We start from the raw sequence: 19,039 nt of genomic DNA, 5'->3' as shown, positions 1-19,039 counted from the left end.
GGGCGTCTAGAAGAAGCCCAGCTTCTTCGGCGAGTAGCTCACCAGCAGGTTCTTCGTCTGCTGGTAGTGGTCCAGCATCATCTTGTGGGTCTCACGGCCGATGCCGGACTTCTTGTAGCCTCCGAACGCGGCGTGCGCCGGGTACGCGTGGTAGCAGTTGGTCCACACCCGGCCCGCCTTGATCTCGCGGCCCAGGCGGTAGGCGGTGTTGCCGTCGCGGGTCCAGACGCCCGCGCCGAGGCCGTACAGGGTGTCGTTGGCGATCTTCAGGGCCTCGCCGACGGAGTCGTACGTCGTCACCGAGACCACCGGGCCGAAGATCTCCTCCTGGAAGATCCGCATGCCGTTGGTGCCGCGGAAGATCGTCGGCTCGACGTAGTAGCCGCCCTCCAGGCCGGGGACCGCGCGCGGGTTGCCGCCCGTGACCAGTTCGGCGCCTTCCTTCCGGCCGATGTCCAGGTAGGAGAGGATCTTCTCGTACTGGTCGTTGCTCGCCTGTGCGCCGATCATGGTGTCCGGGTCCAGTGGGTCGCCGCCGCGAATGGCCCGGGTGCGCTCGACGCAGCGGGCCATGAAGTCGTCGTAGATCGACGAGGGGATCAGGGCGCGGGACGGGCACGTGCAGACCTCGCCCTGGTTCAGGGCGAACATCACGAAGCCCTCGACCGCCTTGTCCAGGAAGTCGTCGTCGGCCGCCATGACGTCGGGCAGGAAGATGTTAGGGCTCTTGCCGCCCAGTTCGAGCGTGACGGGGATGATGTTCTCGCTCGCGTACTGCATGATCAGGCGGCCGGTCGTCGTCTCGCCGGTGAACGCCACCTTCGCCACGCGCGGGCTGGAGGCCAGGGGCTTGCCCGCCTCCACGCCGAAGCCGTTGACCACGTTGACCACGCCGGGCGGGAGCAGGTCGGCGATCAGCTCGATGACGTAGAGGAGGCTGACCGGGGTCTGCTCGGCCGGCTTGATGACCACGCAGTTGCCGGCGGCCAGCGCGGGGGCCAGCTTCCAGGTGGCCATGAGGATCGGGAAGTTCCACGGGATGATCTGGCCGACCACACCCAGCGGTTCGTGGAAGTGGTACGCGACGGTGTCGGCGTCGATCTCCGCGATGCTGCCCTCCTGGGCGCGGACGACGCCGGCGAAGTACCGGAAGTGGTCCACGGCCAGGGGGATGTCGGCGGCCAGCGTCTCGCGGACCGGCTTGCCGTTCTCCCAGGTCTCGGCGACCGCGATCTTCTCCAGGTGCTCCTCGATGCGGTCCGCGATCCTGTTGAGGACGCGCGCCCGTTCCGCGGTGGAGGTGCGGCCCCACTGGTCGGCCGCCCGGTGCGCGGCGTCCAGGGCCAGGTCGACGTCGGCCGCGGAGGAGCGGGCGACCTCGCAGAAGACCTTGCCGGTCACGGGGGTCGGATTCTCGAAGTAGCGGCCCTCGACGGGGGCGACCCAGTCGCCGTCGATGAAGTTGTCGTAGCGGCGGGCGAAGGTGACGATGCTGCCGTCCGTTCCGGGCTGCGCGTACACCATGGCGGCTCTCCTCGGTGAAGGGCGGTGCGGGGCGGGGGACGGCCCTCACTGTGCTCCTGGGAGGTTGGCGCAAGGTTGGCGCGTGATGACGGCCCGTCAGTCGCGCAGGGCCGCAGTCAGCCGGCCCGCCGCGATCGCACGGCGCGTGTCCTTCGGGCCGAGCAGCCGCAGCGCGTGCTCGTGGACCTCCGCGTCGTACGGGGCCCGTTCGCCGTAGCGCAGGGCGTTTTCCGGGCGGGCACTCGCCAATACGGCCTCCCGTACGGCCACTTCGAGGCGGCTGCGCCACTCCTCGATGCCGGGTGCCTCGGAGCGGGGCAGGAGCGGGCCGCCGTAGCGGAGCAGGGCGGTGTCCGTGTCGCCCTGCTCCAGCGCGCGCAGGACGTCGGCGGCGTCGCAGGAGACGGGGGCGGTGAGGGCGTAGTGGCGGGGGATATCGCGCCGCCCAGCGCCCGGCGCAGGTGGGAGATCTCCGCCTTGAAGGTGGAGGACGTGACCGGCCGGTCGCCGTACAGGGCCGCGCGCAGCCGTTCCGGGGAGAAGCCCCCGGGTTCGAGTGCGAGGAGGGTGAGGATCTCCAGCTGGCGGGGGCGCAGGGGGAGGGGCCGTCCCTCGCGGGCGACTTGTTCGGAACCCAGGCACGTGAGCCGCAGCCGGCTCGGGCGGGCCACCTCCGTTGTCAGGCGGGCCTCGATCGTCGACACCAGCGTGCGGACGGTGGACATGGCCAGGGGGTGCGAGCGGTCCCAGGTGGTCGACAGGTCCAGTACGCCGAGGACGCGCCCGTCCGGGCCGTGGACCGGGGCGCAGTAGCAGACCCATCCGTGCAGGGCCGACACCAGGTGCTCGGCCGAGAAGACGGAGCTGGGACGGCCGGTGCGCAGGGCGAGGGACAGGGCGTTGGTGCCCATGGCCTGCTCGTCCCACCGGCCGCCCGGCGCGAAGTTCACGCGCTCGGCGTGGCGGCGCATGGTCGGGCCGCCGCAGGTCCACAGGATGGTGCCGGACTCGTCGGTGACCGCCGTGACGAACCCGGCGTCCTCGGCGATGCTGCGCAGTTCTCCGGCGAGGCCCGAGACCGGCCGGTACAGCGGTGAGGACGTCCAGCGCTCGTGCACCGGGCCGCCGTCGGTGACCGGGGCGCTGTCCCGCCCGGGGTCCACGCTGCTCAGCGATCGCGCCCAGGACTCGGTCACCTCGTGGCGCAATGCCGCGCTGCCGCCCGGCCGCGCGCCCGCGACGCTCAGCCGCGGCACCCAGCGGGACCACTCGTGCTCCAGCACGGCCCTGCGCTGCCGGAGGTCAGGGCGCTGTGACATGGCCTCTCCCTGCCGTCGTACCGGGAGGACCGGTTCCGGGCGCGGTGCCGGCCCGGTCCTCGGTCTGACGTCAGTGTTACCGGATGCGTACGGCCGCGGTCGAGGAGACCGCCGCAATGCGCAGGAGCCGCCAGAGTGCGCAGGGCCCGGAAACGCCCCCGCCCTGAACGGGCGACCGCCTGACTGGATGTTTGTCCGGTGCCCGCGTGCCGCCGTACGGGTGACGGGTTCACTCGACCCGACGGACGGGGCCCGGCTCGCGTACCACCGGCGCGCCCCGTCGCGTTGCCCGGGCATGGACAGCACTGAGACGGCGCGGCGCCTTCTCGGGAACGACGCCGCTCCCCGGTCGTATGCCGAACTCACCAGCGGATACGGGGGTCATCCGCCCATCTATGCGGCGCTCGTCGCCGAGTGGCAGGCCAGGGGCCACGAGGTCCCGGAGCACCGTGACGGCCAGTGGGTCTCCTTCGCGGCTCCTTCCGCGAGCGAGACCTGGGCCGCCCTCACCACATGGACCGTCGGCCGGCACCCGGGGACGGCCGCCCCCGACGGCACCCGCCTCACCAGCAGTCGGCCACCGCGTGCTCCGCGCTGACCGGCGCCAGCACGGCGAGGGCCTCGGTGGCCTCCCGCAGGGCCGACTCCAGCGTGCCCGGGGCGTGCAGGCTGCCCGTGCCGTCCGGCGGGACGAGCCACTCCAGGCGCCCGGCGGGCCGGTACGGCGGCGGCACGGCGACCCAGGAGCCCCGGCCGACGTGCCGGACCCCGGAACCGACCCACTCGCTGACGGGGTCGGGTGGCAGGAAGAAGCCCACTCTGCGTGCCGCGCAGTCCACCAGGGTGGGGCCGGGCACCTTCAGGGGGTCGCGCCACAGACAGTCCAGGGCGAGCAGCCCGAGCCGGTCGGGGACGCTGAGCACGTCCCAGTACCGCCCCGCCTCCACGAGCACCGTCCCCGTGCCGTAGTCCCACTCCCGCTTGCACTCCTGAGGGTCCCGGGCGGCCGCCGCGAGCCACTCGACGGCTTGCTTCCACATCACGCTCTGCATGGCCACCCCAGGCACAGTCGGTCGCGCCCCGGCGGGCGCACGCTGGACACGGGCCGGTGACCCGCGGGGCCTCGGGCTCCGCGTGCCGGTCCGGCAGTGGCCATGCTCGTAGATATTTCTACGTGCTGGAAGGGGTGGCGCGGTCTGGCGTTTGGGTCGGGCATGTCCCGGTCGAAAGGGGGCACTCGAAGGTGGATCCCGTAAGGCATCGATCAACTCCGTGCGCGTCCATGCCGCCCCGCTGAAACCGGCCATCGAGGGATGGACGACTGGGGGAGGACTCGGGGAGCGCGCCGGGCGGATGAGGCGCCGGTGCCGGAAATGCGGGGTCTCCCAGGCATGCTCTCCGCCCGGCGATCACCGCCGCTGTGCGGGAGGTGTGGATCAGTCCACGAGGGCGCGCGGGCGGGATGTGCGGATCGCGGATTTTTGCCTTCACAAAACCTCCTACTGTGCTGGCCAGAACCCGCCTTGTTCGGTCAACTCCGAACGCAGCAAGGTGGATTGAGCACTTGAGCATCAGGAGTCACAAGCGAGCTGCTTGACCCGTGCGACCGAACGCGCGGGTACTGACGGGGGAACTGATGAGGTGCGCGCGTGTCCACCGCCGACGGGTGGGGGCCAGGTTCTCGCGCACGGCCGCAACGTCTCTCCCTCCTCTCTTGGTGCCTTCATCCGGTGCCCGAGACAGGGATAGGAGGGGGAATGCCGATGAGTGCAGTGAGCGCCGCCAAGCCGACGTATCCCGGCGTCTACGTCGAAGAGCTTCCCAGCAGCACCCGCACCATCTCGACCCTGACCACTTCGGTGACCGCGTTCGTGGGCCACACCCGGCGCGGTCCGCTGAACGAGCCGGTCCGCGTCACCAGCTTCACCGAGTTCGAGCGCCGCTTCGGGGGGCTGAGCGCCCAGAGCGCCGTCGGCTACGCCGTTCACCAGTTCTTCGGCAACGGCGGCACCGTCGCCGTGATCGTCCGCGTCGCCAAGGCCGGCAGCGGCAAGGCCGCCGGCGTCACGCTGGAGTCCACCGAGGGCCACAGCGAGTGCGACGTCCTCAAGGTGCACGCCAAGGAACCCGGAGTCTGGGGCAACGGCCTGCGCGTCGCCGTCGACTACGACACGCCCTGCCCCGACGAGACCTTCAACCTGCGCGTCCACGACGCCAAGGGCGAGGCCCGCGAGAGCTACACCGGCCTGTCCGCCGACCCGTCCCACGGCCGGTACGTACAGACCGTCGTCAACGCCGGCTCCCGGCTGATCCGCGTCGAGGTCGTCGGCGAGGGCCGGCCCGACCCGTCCGGCACCGTCTCCAAGCCGTTCGGGCACGAACTGCCCGACCTCGCCGTGGACCTCACGGTCAAGATCGGCGACGTCGAGCGGGAGTTCACGCTCTACGACCCCGACTACGACGGCGAGGCCCCGCACTCCGTCGCCGAGCTGGCGCTGCTGCTGGAGCGCAAGCTGCGCGCCCTGCCCGACGCGCCCGGCAAGCACGCCTTCGCGGGCGCCGAGGTCACCGCCTTCGGCCGGCGCGTCCAGGTCGTCGCGGGCTCCACCAAGCCCGAGGACGTCGTCCGCTTCCTCGGCGAGTGCGCCAACGACCTCGGCCTGGAGGCCTCGGTCAACCCGCCCGTCTTCCCGCTGGAGGGCGGCGAGGACGGCGAGGCGCCCGGACCGCGCGACCTCATCGGCTCCGAGGCCGACAAGTCCGGCATCCAGGCGCTGCGCGGCGTCGCCGACGTCAACCTCCTCGTGCTGCCCGAACTCGCCGCCTACGAGAAGACCGAGGACGCCGTCACCGTCGTCTCGGCCGCCCAGCGGCTGTGCCAGGAACGGCGGATCTTCCTGCTGGTCGACGCGCCGGGCACCTGGGTCAGCGTCGACACCGCCCGGGCCGGGCTCGCCGCCTTCGACGCCGTGCGCGGCAACCACGCGGGCCTGTACTTCCCGCACCTCCAACTCACCGACCCCCTCACGGGCCGGCTGCGCTCCTTCCCGCCGTCCGGCGCGGTCGCGGGTGTCATCGCCCGTACGGACTCCGAGCGCGGCGTGTGGAAGGCCCCGGCCGGCACCGAGGCGCGGCTCGCCGGCGTGCACTCGCTCACCGTCAACCTGACCGACCGCGAGACCGGCCTGCTCAACCCGCTCGGCGTCAACTGCCTGCGCACCTTCCCGGTGACCGGCCCGGTGGTCTGGGGAGCGCGCACGCTGGAGGGTTCCGACGCCCTCGACAGCGAGTGGAAGTACGTGCCGGTGCGGCGGCTCGCCCTGCACGTCGAGGAGAGCCTCCAGCGAGGCCTCCAGTGGGTGGTGTTCGAGCCCAACGACGAGAACCTGTGGCAGCAGATCCGGCTCGCCGCCTCCTCGTACCTGCACACCCTCTTCCGCCAGGGCGCCTTCAAGGGCGGCACGCCCCGCGACGCCTACTTCGTCAAGTGCGACAGCGACACCACGACCACCGAGGACATCGAGAACGGCATCGTCAACGTCCTCGTCGGCATCGCGCCGGTCCGCCCGGCCGAGTTCGTGATCGTCAAGATCCAGCAGACGTCCGGGCAGTTCGCGCTCTAAGGAACGCTCCTAGGAATCCCTGAGGACATTTTCGATGGCAGAGTTCACGGTCAACGCCCATCGTTTCGACCCGTACAAGAACTTCAAGTTCCTGGTCCTGTGGGACGGTCGGACGGTCGCGGGTATCAGCAAGATCAGTCCGCTGAAGCGGACGACGGAGGTCGTCAAGCACCGCCACGGCGGCGACCCGTCCTCCCCGCGCAAGTCGCCGGGCCGCTCCGAGTTCGAGGGCATCACCCTGGAGCGCGGCGTCACGCACGACCCCGAGTTCGACCGCTGGGCCAACAAGGTCTGGCAGGTCGGCGCGGGCCTCGGCTCCGAGGTGTCCCTCGCGGACTTCCGCAAGGACATCGTGATCCAGGTCCTCAACGAGGCCGGCCAGGTCGCCGTCTCGCACAAGCTGTACCGGACCTGGCCCAGCGAGTACCAGGTCCTCGGCGAACTGGACGCCAACGCCAACGCGGTGGCCATCCAGTCGCTGAAGCTCGAGTGCGAGGGCTGGGAGCGGGACTACGAGGTGCCCGAGCCGGAGGAGCCCTCCTTCCTGAACCCGGCGTAACGCGGGGCTGGGGGGAGGCATGGCCATCACACAGGCGGCCGAGTTCCTGGCCACCTGGGAGACCGGTCTTGACCGGGCCCCGGCCGGGCGGGCCCTGCTGCTGCACGGGGCCGCCCGCCCGGACCTGGGCGGCGACCGGCAGGCTCTGCTGTCGCTGCCGGTGGGGCAGCGCGAGGCGGACCTGTTCGCCCTGCGCCGGGCCCTGTTCGGCGAGCGCATGCAGGTGCGTCTGGAGTGCGCGGCGTGCGGCGCGGACATGGAGTTCGAGCTGGACGCCGGGGAGTTCGCCCGCACCCTGGCCGACCGGGGTGATCCGCTGGTGCGGGTCGCCGAGGACGGCTGGGAGGTCGAGTTCCGGGTGCCCGGCGTCGCCGACCTGACGGCGGCGGCCCGGGACGCCGACCCGCGCCGGGCCCTGCTGGCCCGGTGTGTGGTCACCGCGGTACACGACGGGCAGCCCGTGTCCGCGGACACACTGCCCGTCGCCGTACAGCGCAGGGTCGCCGAGGCGGCCCGGGCCGCGGACCCGGGCGGTGACGTCACGCTCAACGTCGCCTGCCCCGAGTGCGGGGAGGGCACGCGGGCCGAGCTGGACATCGCCTCCTTCCTGTGGACCGAACTGGACGCCTGGGCCCGGGACCTCCTGCTCGACGTCCATCTGCTCGCCACCGCGTACGGCTGGAGCGAGCCGGAGATCCTGGCGCTCAGCCCGCTGCGGCGCCGCTACTACCTGGAGCTGTGTGCGGATGTCTGAGTCCACTGCGGAGGGGCGGGCGGAGCCCGACTTCCTCGACCGGCTGCTCGCCCGGCACGCGGCGCCCGTCGCGCAGCGCCCCGGCGTTGTGCGCGTACGGCCGAGGCTGGCCGGACCGTTCGAACGCACGGAGGCGGTACGGGGCGCCGCACCGGACCCGGACGGCGCCGAGCCGCTGTGGCCCGTCGCCGCCCCGGCCGCCGTCACCCGGCCGGACCGGGCACGCCCGGCGGCCCGCGAGGTCGTCCGTACGGAACGGGAGCGGACGGTTGTACGGACCGAGCGGGCCCCGGCACCGGCCGAGACCGGACCTCGTCCGGCCCCGCCGGCCGAGCCCGAGGGGCCGCTGCTGCGTCCCGTCACCCCGACGGGTCCCGCGCTGCGGCCGGTCCCGGACGCCGTGCGTCGCGCGGCGGGCCGGGGCCCTACCGAGCGGGCGGCCACCGCGAACGCGGCGTCCGTGCCGACCCCCCCTGGCACGGACGCCGCTCCCCCCGCCGCCGTGTCCGCCGCGTTGCTCCCCAGCGCGGCGGACACGGCGGCCGCCCGGGACGCCGTCCGGCAGGCGGCGGCCCGGCGGACCGGGCGTCAGGCCGAGCAGGTGGTGCAGGTGCAGATCGGGCGCCTGGAGGTGACGGCGGGCGGGACGCCCCAGGGCGGTGGCGGCAGGCCCCGGCCACGGGACGCGGAGCGCCCGCGGGCCGCCGTCAGCCTGGCGGACTACCTGGCCAGGGGGCGCGAGTGAGGACGACGAGGCCGACTGGCCGGATGAGCGGGACGACGGGACCGGTCGGCGGGATGAGCGGGACGACGAGGTCGACGGGCGGGACGAGCAAGACGGTGCGACTGGCCGGCGGGACGAGCAGCACGACGAGATCGGCCGGCGGGACGAGCAGGACGACGTGGCCGGCCCGCGGGACGAGCGGGATGACAGGGACCGAGGACAGGACCAGAGAGACCGGGAACGGACGCCATGAGTAACGCACTTGCCATCGCCCATGTCACCCAGGCCCTCGCCCTGCTCATCGAGACCAACCTGCCGCCGGACATCGACATCGCGGTCAAGGTCGAGCCGCGCAAGCCCCCGGCCGACCCGCCGACCGAACCCACCATCACCGTGTTCCTGTACCAGGTCACGCCCAACACCTCACAGCGCAACACCGACCTGCCCACCCGCGCCGCCGACGGCACCCTGGTCCGGCGTGCGGCCGCGCCGCTCGACCTGCACTACCTCATCAGCGCCTACGGCGAGGAGGCGGAGCTGGTCGGGCAGCGGCTCATCGGGTCGGTCGTGCGCACGCTGCACGAGATCCCCGTCCTGCCGAAGGACATCATCGAACTGGCGGGCGAGCGCGCCCACTTGTCCGGAAGCAACCTGGCCGAGGCGGCGCAGCGGGTGCGGTTCACGCCCACCGTGATGGACATCGACGAGACGTCGAAGCTGTGGGGGATGCTCCACCAGACGCCGTACACGCTGTCGGTCGTCTACCAGGCCGCCCTGGTGTTCATCGACGGCCGCGAGGTGCCGGTGCCGGGTAAGCCGGTGGAGCGTCACGAGGTGCGGGTGCTGCCGTTCGGGGCGCCCGGCGCGCCGGTGCCGCCGAAGCTTCCCGAGGCGGGGGAGCGGCCGGCCCTGGGGTCCGGGGGCGCGGAGCCGCCCGCGGAGTCAGGGAGTGCCGAGCCGCCCGAGTCCGGACGGGAGGCGGACACGACCGTCGTGAAGGCCGCTCCTGCCAAGGCTCCCGACAAGGGGCCCGTGAAGGCGGCCGCGAAGGCCCCGGCCAAGGCCGCCGCCAAGGCTCCGGCGCGTGGTCGCCGGAGCGCGACCGCGAAGAAGGCCGCCGCCAAGTCCTCCGCCGAGGAGACGAAGGACGCCGGGGGCCGGGCCGGCGGCGCCGAAGACACGGAGAACTGAGGCGGCGCATGGCAGCGACGGGGGGAGGAGACGACATGGGAGCGCACGGTTCGCACGAGGTGCGGGAGCCGCGGGCGGCCGCCGCACACGGTGGCGGGCCGACGCTGGCCGACGAGATCCGGCGTGTCCTGGCTCGTGTCGACGCGCATGCGGGGCGCGGCAGGGGTGGTGACGGTGGGGCGTCTGGGGCCGCTTCGGCGTCCGGGTCGAGCTCGCTCTCCGGGTCCGCTCCTGCCGCCCGGGCCGGTGACAGCGGTGGCGCGTCCGGGGACACCTCGACGGCGGCAGTCGTTGATGACCCCGACGGCCAAAGGGCCGGTCCCGGAACCGCTCCCCTCGACGCCCTCGTCGCCTGCTTCGGTCTCACCCCCTTCGAGCGCGACCTCGTCCTGCTCACCGCCGCCCAGGAACTCGACCCCACGACCGCAGCCCGCTGCGCCGCCGCGAGTGCCGACCCCGAGCGGGCCCACCCGACCTTCTCGCTCGCCCTGGCCGCCCTGGCGGAACCCCACTGGAGCGCCCTCACCCCCGTGTCGCCGCTGCGCCGCTGGCGGATCGTCGAACTGGACGACGACACCCGGCTGACGACCTCCCGGCTCCGGCTCGACGAGCGCATCCTGCACTTCCTGCTCGGCTCGCCCTACCTGGACACCCGGCTGCACGGCCAGGCGCGCCGCACCCCGGTACCGGACCGGCTGCCGCCGTCGTACGACCTGGCCGCGAGCCGGGTCGCGGCGGGCTGGGCGGACGGCACCCGGCCGGACGCGCCGCTGCTCGTCGAGCTGGTCGGCGGCGACCTGCGTAGCCGCGCCGACATCGCCGCCGCGGGTGCCGCACGCGCCGGACTCGGCCTGTACACGATGAGCGCCGAGGACGTCCCCACCGATCCCGCCGAGCGCGACCGGTTCGCCCGGCTGTGGCAGCGCGAGGCGATCCTGCTGCCCGCCGCGCTGCTGGTCGAGGCCGGAGAGCTGGACCGGGACCAGCAGGCGGCGACCGAGGCGTTCCTGGCCGGGGCCGCCGTACCCGTCGTCGTGTCGAGCACCGACCCGCGCCGCAGCGACCGACCGCACGGCACCCGCGTGTCCGTGCCGCGCCTGGACGACGACGAGCAGCTCGACCTTTGGGCGGACGCCTTCCAGGGCGTCGCCGACCTGGACGACGGCGAACTGCGGTCGCTGGTCGCGCAGTTCCAGCTGCCCCCGCACATCGTGCGCTCCGCCGCCGCCACCGTACGGCGTGAACTGCCCTACGAGGACGAGCTGGACGCCGTACAGCTGGCCTGGCGGGCCGGTCTGGACGAGGCCCGTATGGGCATGGACGAGCTGGGCCGCCGTGTCGAACCGCAGGCCGGCTGGGACGACCTGGTGCTGCACGAGCGGCAGACGAGCGTCTTGCGGGAGATCGTCGCCCATGTGCGCCAGCGCGCCACCGTCCACCAGGAGTGGGGCTTCGCACAGACCCTGCGCCGCGGCCTCGGTGTCACCGCGCTGTTCGCGGGCGGCTCCGGCACGGGCAAGACCCTCGCCGCCGAGGTGATGGCCAAGGAACTCGGCCTCGACCTGTTCGTCATCGACCTCTCCCAGGTCGTCAGCAAGTACATCGGCGAGACCGAGAAGAACCTCCGCCGTGTCTTCGACGCGGCCGAGGCGGGCGGTGCGCTGTTGCTGTTCGACGAGGCCGACGCGCTGTTCGGCAAGCGGAGCGAGGTCAAGGACAGCCACGACCGGTACGCCAACCTCGAGGTCAGCTATCTGCTCATGCGGATGGAGGCCTACCGCGGGCTCGCCGTCCTCACCACCAACATGAAGAAGGCCCTGGACAACGCCTTCCTGCGGCGCATCCGCTTCGTCGTCGACTTCCCCTTCCCGGCCGAGCACGAGCGCGCCGAGATCTGGCGCCGCGTGCTGCCGCCGCAGGCACCGGTCAAGGACCTGGACCCCCGGCTGCTCGCCCAGCTCACCGTGGCGGGCGGCTCGATCCGCAACATCGCCCTGTCCGGGGCGTTCCTGGCCGCCGAGGAGGGCGAGGCGCTCCAGATGCGGCACATGGCCGCGGCGGCCCGGACCGAATACCTGAAGCTGGAGCGCTCCTTGACGCCGACGGAGGTTCGCGGATGGGTGTGAACGGGCCACATCGGGAGAGCGCGGCCGGTCGCCCCGAGCCGCGCGAGATCCGCGTCGACATCGGCGAGCTGGTCCTGGACGGCTTCGGCCCGTCCGTGGACCCGCGGCGGGTATCGGCGTCGTTCGAGCGGGAGTTGACCCGTCTCGTACACGAACACGGGGTGCCGCTGGCCGCGGACGGCGCCGTGTCGCTGGACGGCCTGTCGGGCCTGCCCTCGATGCCCGCCGGGCTGTCCGCGCGCCGCCTGGGCCAGGAGCTGGCCCGCGCGGTGCACGCGGGGCTTTCGGGCCGTGGGGAGGTGACGCGATGACCGCGTCCGCCGCTCAGGACTCCCAGGCGGCCCAGCAGGCCGCCGCCGAGCGCCGCCGCAAACGCAAGGAGCGCGCGGCGAAGAACCGAGCGCCCGAGCCCAAGAACATCGTCAGCGGGGCAGGGCAGCCGCTGGACGCCGGCGTGCGCCGGGAGCTGGAGGAGCAGCTCGGCCACGACCTGGGCTCCGTACGCCTGCACACCGACCGCGACGCGAGTGCTCTCACCGGCATGCTGGGCGCGGACGCGGTGGCTGTGGGCCAGGACATCTTCTTCGGCGAGGGCCAGTACCAGCCGGGCACGGAGCAGGGCCGCGCCCTGCTCGCGCATGAGTTGCTGCACACGATCCAGCACCCGTACGCCGGCGGCATGCTGGCGGCGGGCCGTGACCTGGGTCAGGTCAGCGCGCCGCACGAGGCGGCCGAGCGCGCCGCCGAGGATGCCGCCCAGGCTGTGGCGCGCGGCGAGCAGGTACCCGAGGTCGCCCCGGAGGCCAACACTCCGGCGTGGATGCGCTACACCACCGTCCACGCCGACCGCAATCGGCTCGAGCACCTCGACCCCGCCACGCTGGTCGACCGCCTCGCCAACACGGTCATCCGGTCGCTCCGCACCGACCCGACGGACAGCGCGCAGCGCGTCCGCGCCTCCCTGGCACCGCTCTCGGAGGAGCTTCAGGAGCGCGTACTGGATCGCCTGGAACACCGGCTGCTCACCTCGGAGCACGACTTCGTGGTGGACCTGATCACGGAGATCGACGAGGAAGGCCGGGCGGAGAGCGAGGCCACCGCCCGGCAGCGCGGCCTCCTCGCTCCGGAGATCGAGGAGGACACCGCCGAGGAGGTGCGGGCGGAGCGGGAGAAGGAGCAGGAGGCCGCCCAGGAGGAGCAGCAGCGCACCGAGCGGACGGGGCCCGCTCCCGGCCCGGAGAAGCAGTCCGTGGACGGGGACGGGGCGGGGAACACCGCTCTCGCCGCGGGCAGTACGCCGGAGAACGCGGGCGGCACGATCCCGCAGGGCGGCACTCCGGGCGCGGACGCCGGGAAGGCCGAGGACGAGAAGGACTCCGACCCGCTGACGGGTGGGGACGCGTCCAGGCCCAAGGGGGACGGCGAGCAGCCCACTTCGCCCGCCGCGCAGTCCGAGCAGAAGGCGGGTCGGCAGGAGGCCGGGGCAGGCGAGGCGGCCGGTGCGCAGGCGGCCGGTGCGCAGGCGTCCGGGAAGCGGGACGCGAAGTCCGGCGCGGAGAAGAGCGGACAGCAGGGGCAGCAGCAGGACAAGGGGGACAAGGGGAAGCAGGCCGGCGGGAAGGACGGCGACCGGGCCGGGGCGAAGCAGGCCGAGGAGCAGGCCAAGAAGGAAGCCGGCCAGGACGAGGCGGCGGGCCCGCGCACCGACGCCGAGGACGAGGCCGCCGCCAAGGCTCGCGAGAGCGCCGCCGCGGCCGAGGCGGCCAAGAAGGACGAGCCCGGTCGCGACGAGGGCAGCCCCCAGGTCGCGGGCAAGGACGAGGGGTTCCCCGGCCGCTCCAGCACGCTGGACGGGGCGCGCGCCCAGGACCAGGAGGGCGAGGAGGAGCGGGAGGAGCCCGCCGTCCAGGGCGGCGACTCCGAGGTGGAGGTCGGCGGCGGGGAGGAGAGTGCCTGGGACATCAAACTCAGGCCGGAGGACTTCCTTCCCGAGCAGGACCTCGACGTGTCGAACGTGCCGACCTCCGCCCAGACCGACGAGTCCGCCGGGAACTCCGCCCCGCCCACCCCCTCCTTCTCGGCCCCGCCGCCGACCAGGGCCGAAAAGGTGCAGGCACGGCGTGAGCAGGAGGACGAGGAGGACGCCGAGCGCGAGGCGGCGGCGGAGAAGGACGACCCGGGCACCGAGGACTCCCCGCCCGTGCCCGGTGCCGAGGAGGAGGCGGCGGAGCAGAGCCGCCGTACGGAGAGCGAGCTCGGACCCGAGGAGAGGCCCGAGCCGAAGCCGGCGCCGGGCGTGGCTTCCAAGGACCCGAAACAGGGCGACGATCCCAAGGCCGGTCCGGTCGCCGCCGAGGCCAACACACAGGAGGCCGACGACCGTTCGAAGGAGACGGGCGGCGGTACGGCCGAGCAGGCCGCCAAGGAGGAGAAGGGCACGCCGACCGCGGGCGGACCGGGCGACAAGGCGTCGGGCGGCGACAAGGGCTCCGCGCAGGCCCGCTCCGACACCTCGGCGACCGAGTCCCCGTCGGACACGGCCAAGAAGGGTGCCGAAGGGGAGAAGACGGCTTCCGACGAGGGCGCTACGGGAGCGGCGAAGCCCGAGGAGTCCCCCGGCCCACAGGAGTCGAAGGGCCCCAAGGACGAGGGCGGGAGCGGCACTTCGGGAGGCTCCGCGTCCGGGGGCGGGACGACCGGCTCCGACAACTCGGCTGATACCGGTACGACACCGTCGTCCGGCTCGACGTCCAGCCCCTCTTCGGACAGCGACAACTCCGCCCCGGACACGGCAAGTTCCGGCTCACGAACGGCGTCCCGCTCCTCCTCCCGCACGGAGAAGGCGAGCCCGAGGGCACAGGAACCGCGTACCGAGGCCCCGAAGGAGCAGGCTCCGCAGCCGCAGAACAGGGTCGACTCCGGCGGCGGGGGCGAATCCGGCTCCCGGCCCGCTCCGGCGGCGGCACGCGGTGGGGGCGGCGGTGGCGGCTCGAAGGGAGGCTCCAAGGGCTCCGCGACCAAGGGGAAGAAGGCGTCCAAGGCTGCTCCGGACCTCTCCGGTGTCTCCCCCGAGGAGGGCCTTTCCGCCGCGTCGAACCTCAAGCCGCACCAGGCCGTCGAGGCGATGGACAGTGTCGGCGGCGCCGTGGACAAGGACGTCGGCAAGGAACACGGGCAACTGGCGTCCAAGCCGCCCGCCATGGACCGCCCCTCCGGCGCCCCGAGGACGCTGCACGGCAAGCCGGACGCCGAGGAAGCGGCGCAGTACAACCAGGACAAGGCACAGCGCGCCGAGGACGCCAAGGGCGAGAAGGCCGAGGTCAAGGGCGAGAAGAAGCCGGAAGGCAAGATCGAAGCCGAGGAGATGGAGGAGCCGGACTTCTTCGACCAGATCGGGATGATGGCCGGCTACGCCATCGGTGGGATCGGCGACTGGCTCGGCTTCGACGTGACGGCGGAGGACCTGGCCGCCCAGTTCGCCGGGATGCCCACCAAGGACGAGGCCATGAAGGAGGCGCAGAACGGTACCGCGCCGGGCGTCGACATGCAGGGCCAGGCCGACGACAAGGCCGCGGAGCAGGGCGGCAACACCGACGACAAGAGCCAGGAGGCCGCCGAGACCGGCGCCGACGACGCCGGTCGCAAGATGGGCGAGGACCAGGTCTACCCGGACGCGCCGAAGGAACGGCTCGAGGGGAAGGTGCCGGCCCAGCAGGGCGGCAAGTCGCAGGTGGGCGGCGGCGGTGCGAGCACCGGTGCCGTACCGCCCGAAGCGGCCTCGGAAGTGGCCGAGCACGAACGCAAGCCGCAGTTCAAGAAGGCTCTCAGTGACGGCCGCCAGGGCATGGGCAAGGGCCGGGAGAAGAAGACTCAGGACACCCGCAGGTCCCAGGACGAGCACAAGCGGCAGGTCGACAAGGAAGTCCAGTCCAACACCAAGGAACAGACGGGCAAGCGCGAGGGCGTCCTGACGGACGTGGACAAGCAGCGCTCCGACTGGACCAAGGAGCAGGACGAGGAGCTGAAGAAGCTCGGCACGAAGAAGTCCGACCGCGAGAAGAAGATCCGCGACGACGTCAAGAAGGAAGAGGAGGACACCGACAAGGACGTCGAGACGGAGAAGGAGACCAGCGACAAGGACATCAAGGACAAGGGCGACAAGGCCGAGGAGGAAGCGGAGAAGAAGAAGGACGAGAAGGTCGACGACTCCAAGGGCTGGCTGTCGAAGACGCTCGACTGGATCAAAGAGAAGTTCATCGAGCTGCGGGACAAGGTCGTCCAGATCATCAAGGACGCCCGGAACGCGATCATCGAGGCGCTGAAGAGCTTCAAGGAGACGGTCGAGGGCTGGATCAACGCGGCCCGCGAGGGCATCGTCGAGATGATCAAGAAGTTCATCGAGGACCTGATCGAGTTCGTCACGTCCCTGGTGGAAGCGGTCATCGAAATCGCCCGCCGTATCCGCAAGTTCATCACGGACCTGATCAACGCGGCGCTCGCGTTCGTCACTCAGCTCGCCAACGCGCTGAAGCAGATCATGAAGGATCTGCTGGAGTCCATCGCGAAGCTTCTCAGCGACATCCTGAACGTCCTGAAGAAGATGCTTCTCGACGTTCTCAAGGCGTGCAAGGACGCGCTCAAGTCGATCCTCGACTTCGCTACGAAGTTCATCGCCGCCTTCGGCGAGTTCATGATGATCCTGGTCGACATCCTCTCGGACCCGGGCGGCTGGCTGAGCGGCGCGAAGAACTCCGCGTACGACGGCGCGAAGAACCACCTCTTCAACGAGGTCAAGAGCGCCGTGAAGCAGTGGTTCAACGACAAGGTCAAGGAGATCACCGGCCTGACCGAAGCCGTCTGGAACAAGCTCATGAAGGGCGGCTTCACCGTTGAGAAGATCGCCCAGGAGGTGTGGGACGCGATCGTCCCCCAACTCCCCTTCATCATCGGCGAGATCGTCATCACGAAGGTGCTGGCGAAGCTGATCCCCGGCGCCGGCTGGGGCGCGGCCATCCTGGAGGCCATCCAGGCCGCGATCGGCTCACTGGGCGAGATCCTCAAGGCCATCGGCGCGGTCATCACCTGGCTGAAGTCCGTACGCCAGGGCGGCGCGGGCGTCCTCTTCGCCAAGGCGATAGCGGCCGGCATCGTCGTCCTGCTGGAAATGGCCTACGAGCTGATCCTCAGCGGGATCGGCAAGTACGTGTCGAAGGTGGGGACGCGACTGAAGGGCGTCGCCGCCAACTTGGGCAAGGACAAGGGCGGCGGCAAGGACAAGGCCAAGGACGGGCAGGGCGGGGACGACAAGGGGTCCAACAAGGACGGGGACAAGGGCGCGCCCTCGTCGACACCCCCCAAGACGCAGACGGCCACGCCGCCCCCCGGCAAGAAGTCCCAGGACGCGCCAGGCAAGCCGAAGGGTCAGGACGGTCCCGGCAAGCCGAAGGATCAAGCCGGTCCTGGGAAGCCGAAGGACCAGACCCCTCCCCGCAAGCCGAAGGGTAAGGACGGCCCGGCGAAGCCGACGGACAAGGGGGCGCCGGCCAAGTCCATGGACAGGGACACTCAGGCTCCGTCACCCAAGCCGACGAAGCCCAAGGCCCCCACGAACAAGAACGACACGACCGAGGGCAAGAACAACACCCCGAGCGACAACTCGACCAAGCCGACCCCTTCCACGTCGAAGGACAAGAACGGCAACCCCAAGAACGAGAGCACGAACGACAAGAAGGACACCCGGCCGACACCGTCGCCGAAGCCCACCACGCCCGATCCCAAGAAGACGGACGGTCCGGACAGCTCCAAGAAGGACACCGCTTCGGACGGCAAGGGCAAGGATCAGGGGCCCGACAGCAACAACGGCAAGGCCGACTCGGACCGGAGCGGCAAGAAGGACACCGACGGGTCGAACGAGAAGGACGCCGACGGGCCGAGCAAGAAAGACAAGACCGATTCGGACCGGAAGGGCAAGAAGGACGGCGACGGCTCGGGCAAGAAAGACACCGACGGCAAGGACAAGGAATCGGTCGGCGGCAAGCAGGACAAGAAAGACGACCGACGCAAGAACGAGGACTCTCCGGACGCCCTGGATGATCGACTCGCCCTCATATCGGCTCGCATTCGGGCGTATCTACTCCCAAGATTGCGAGAAGGGATGGCGGAATCGAATTTTGACGCGTCCCTCGTTGCGTTGAAGAACTGGTACCGCCTGACGAGTCTGCGAGCGCATGGCGACCCGGAGATCGATGTGATCGCCAGGCTCAATCCCACGTCGAACCCGGTGGACGCGGTCCGCACCCGTGACCCCAATGACCCGCATCAGCGCCAGCCGGAGATCCGCCTGGACGAAGTGAAGGAAGACGGCCTCCCCGAGCCGGAGATGCCGCACTTCAACAGTTCACGAGCCGACACGATAGAAGCCGACTACCTGAGTCGCGGCGTCAAGAACACCGGCAAGGCCCCGGCCTCGTGGAGCCGACCTGACGGCTGGTCTTACATCACAAAGAACCATCTGTCGGAAGAGAGTAAATGGGTGCGCATGCACCTGCTCCCCGACCGGTTGGGTGGAATGCCGTCGAATAACAACCTCGTACCTGCCCGCGGGCCCGCGACAAATATCCCCATGCGGGCCCAGTTGGAGGACCATGCCTTCGACGCCATCGGAACCAAAAAGCCCATGATCTGGTACAAATCATGGGTAGAATTCCACCCCGACACCGTGGACGCGAATAGGGATAAGCTCGAAGGCTTCCCCAGCTCGATCACCTCTTCCTACGGCTTCTACAAGCAACTGAGCGAGACTGGGGATAAGGGGTCGGATTGGTCTCGAATAGACACTCCGGAGAAATCGGTTTCCTTCACTGACATAAAACTCCCTACGCCGGAGGAGCACGGGCAGCTCCTCATTAATTCAGCTGGAGAGGATGCCATCTGGAACTCCCTCGGCGGCAAGGAGAGCGGCTTCTCGATAACGATTCCGCGATACATCTCCGGAAAAGACAGCAACGGTAAGCAGAAAATGAAGACGGAGAATGGTCAAGACGTGGCGGATCCTCATCCCGTCTACCGCAAAGTTGCTGACATCGAGACATATCTGGAGAGCAGGAAAGGTTCGATGCGCGAGGTTTCAAGGAAGGCGATCGCCGACATCATAGCCAAGCTCAAGGAGCTGGATGAAGCGGGCAAGATAAATTGGGATATTTAAAGGAAGGGAAGGGGA

12 protein-coding genes are annotated in these 19,039 nt (G+C 70.9%); 9 read left to right on the top strand and 3 right to left on the bottom strand.

Features of this window, described 5'->3' with window-relative positions:
- Positions 1-6: 6 nt before the first annotated feature.
- Positions 7-1,524, bottom strand: a complete 1,518-nt coding sequence (gene adh, locus CP976_RS05510) for an aldehyde dehydrogenase (RefSeq protein ID WP_150479293.1) — start codon at positions 1,522-1,524, stop codon at positions 7-9.
- Between the two features lie 116 nt (positions 1,525-1,640).
- A complete protein-coding gene (locus CP976_RS05505) occupies positions 1,641-2,843 on the bottom strand; it encodes a sigma-54-dependent transcriptional regulator family protein (RefSeq protein WP_244403660.1) in 1,203 nt (400 codons plus the stop codon).
- 295 nt (positions 2,844-3,138) lie between these two features.
- Between CP976_RS05505 and CP976_RS05500 the strand changes: the two genes are divergently transcribed.
- The gene (locus CP976_RS05500; protein ID WP_150479292.1) at positions 3,139-3,441 is read left to right on the top strand and encodes a hypothetical protein; all 303 of its coding nucleotides are present in this window, start codon (positions 3,139-3,141) and stop codon (positions 3,439-3,441) included.
- Here the strand turns inward: CP976_RS05500 and CP976_RS05495 are convergent.
- Complete coding sequence (locus CP976_RS05495; protein ID WP_086842204.1) at positions 3,407-3,895, bottom strand: hypothetical protein; 489 nt, start codon at positions 3,893-3,895, stop codon at positions 3,407-3,409. The two genes, CP976_RS05500 and CP976_RS05495, sit on opposite strands and share 35 nt — an antisense overlap.
- Before the next feature lie 705 nt (positions 3,896-4,600).
- Between CP976_RS05495 and CP976_RS05490 the strand changes: the two genes are divergently transcribed.
- From CP976_RS05490 to CP976_RS05455, 8 genes are all read left to right on the top strand, one after another.
- Positions 4,601-6,466, top strand: a complete 1,866-nt coding sequence (locus CP976_RS05490; protein ID WP_150479291.1) for a phage tail sheath subtilisin-like domain-containing protein — start codon at positions 4,601-4,603, stop codon at positions 6,464-6,466.
- Between the two features lie 34 nt (positions 6,467-6,500).
- On the top strand, positions 6,501-7,025 hold the full coding sequence (locus CP976_RS05485) for a phage tail protein (RefSeq protein ID WP_004003113.1): 525 nt from the start codon (positions 6,501-6,503) through the stop codon (positions 7,023-7,025).
- Positions 7,026-7,044: 19 nt separating this feature from the next.
- Complete coding sequence (locus CP976_RS05480) at positions 7,045-7,779, top strand: T4 family baseplate hub assembly chaperone (RefSeq protein WP_150479290.1); 735 nt, start codon at positions 7,045-7,047, stop codon at positions 7,777-7,779.
- A complete protein-coding gene (locus CP976_RS05475) occupies positions 7,772-8,524 on the top strand; it encodes a hypothetical protein (protein WP_150479289.1) in 753 nt (250 codons plus the stop codon). Before CP976_RS05480 ends, CP976_RS05475 begins: the two co-directional genes overlap by 8 nt.
- Positions 8,525-8,752: 228 nt before the next feature.
- Positions 8,753-9,694: a Pvc16 family protein gene (locus tag CP976_RS05470; protein ID WP_150479288.1), complete on the top strand. Its 942-nt coding sequence runs from the start codon at positions 8,753-8,755 to the stop codon at positions 9,692-9,694.
- A 35-nt stretch (positions 9,695-9,729) separates the two neighbouring features.
- Complete coding sequence (locus tag CP976_RS05465; RefSeq protein WP_150479287.1) at positions 9,730-11,820, top strand: ATP-binding protein; 2,091 nt, start codon at positions 9,730-9,732, stop codon at positions 11,818-11,820.
- The gene (locus CP976_RS05460) at positions 11,811-12,131 is read left to right on the top strand and encodes a hypothetical protein (protein ID WP_150479286.1); all 321 of its coding nucleotides are present in this window, start codon (positions 11,811-11,813) and stop codon (positions 12,129-12,131) included. Before CP976_RS05465 ends, CP976_RS05460 begins: the two co-directional genes overlap by 10 nt.
- Positions 12,128-19,024 (top strand): eCIS core domain-containing protein, encoded by a 6,897-nt coding sequence (locus tag CP976_RS05455; RefSeq protein WP_150479285.1) that lies wholly within the window; start codon positions 12,128-12,130, stop codon positions 19,022-19,024. The genes CP976_RS05460 and CP976_RS05455 overlap by 4 nt, the downstream gene beginning before the upstream one ends.
- Positions 19,025-19,039: the final 15 nt, after the last annotated feature.

The sequence above is a fragment of the Streptomyces coeruleorubidus genome (genome assembly GCF_008705135.1).
GTDB classification, from domain to species: Bacteria; Actinomycetota; Actinomycetes; order Streptomycetales; family Streptomycetaceae; genus Streptomyces; species Streptomyces coeruleofuscus.
Note: the sequence above shows the minus strand (reverse complement) of the source record. Positions and strands in the feature narration are given on the sequence as shown.

What these genes read in the sequence shown, in the direction of transcription:
- adh (WP_150479293.1), bottom strand. Translation starts at nt 1,524, where the DNA reads ATGGTGTACGCGCAGCCCGGAACGGACGGCAGCATCGTCACCTTCGCC.
- CP976_RS05505 (WP_244403660.1), bottom strand. Translation starts at nt 2,843, where the DNA reads ATGTCACAGCGCCCTGACCTCCGGCAGCGCAGGGCCGTGCTGGAGCAC.
- CP976_RS05500 (WP_150479292.1), top strand. Translation starts at nt 3,139, where the DNA reads ATGGACAGCACTGAGACGGCGCGGCGCCTTCTCGGGAACGACGCCGCT.
- CP976_RS05495 (WP_086842204.1), bottom strand. Translation starts at nt 3,895, where the DNA reads ATGCAGAGCGTGATGTGGAAGCAAGCCGTCGAGTGGCTCGCGGCGGCC.
- CP976_RS05490 (WP_150479291.1), top strand. Translation starts at nt 4,601, where the DNA reads ATGCCGATGAGTGCAGTGAGCGCCGCCAAGCCGACGTATCCCGGCGTC.
- CP976_RS05485 (WP_004003113.1), top strand. Translation starts at nt 6,501, where the DNA reads ATGGCAGAGTTCACGGTCAACGCCCATCGTTTCGACCCGTACAAGAAC.
- CP976_RS05480 (WP_150479290.1), top strand. Translation starts at nt 7,045, where the DNA reads ATGGCCATCACACAGGCGGCCGAGTTCCTGGCCACCTGGGAGACCGGT.
- CP976_RS05475 (WP_150479289.1), top strand. Translation starts at nt 7,772, where the DNA reads ATGTCTGAGTCCACTGCGGAGGGGCGGGCGGAGCCCGACTTCCTCGAC.
- CP976_RS05470 (WP_150479288.1), top strand. Translation starts at nt 8,753, where the DNA reads ATGAGTAACGCACTTGCCATCGCCCATGTCACCCAGGCCCTCGCCCTG.
- CP976_RS05465 (WP_150479287.1), top strand. Translation starts at nt 9,730, where the DNA reads ATGGGAGCGCACGGTTCGCACGAGGTGCGGGAGCCGCGGGCGGCCGCC.
- CP976_RS05460 (WP_150479286.1), top strand. Translation starts at nt 11,811, where the DNA reads ATGGGTGTGAACGGGCCACATCGGGAGAGCGCGGCCGGTCGCCCCGAG.
- CP976_RS05455 (WP_150479285.1), top strand. Translation starts at nt 12,128, where the DNA reads ATGACCGCGTCCGCCGCTCAGGACTCCCAGGCGGCCCAGCAGGCCGCC.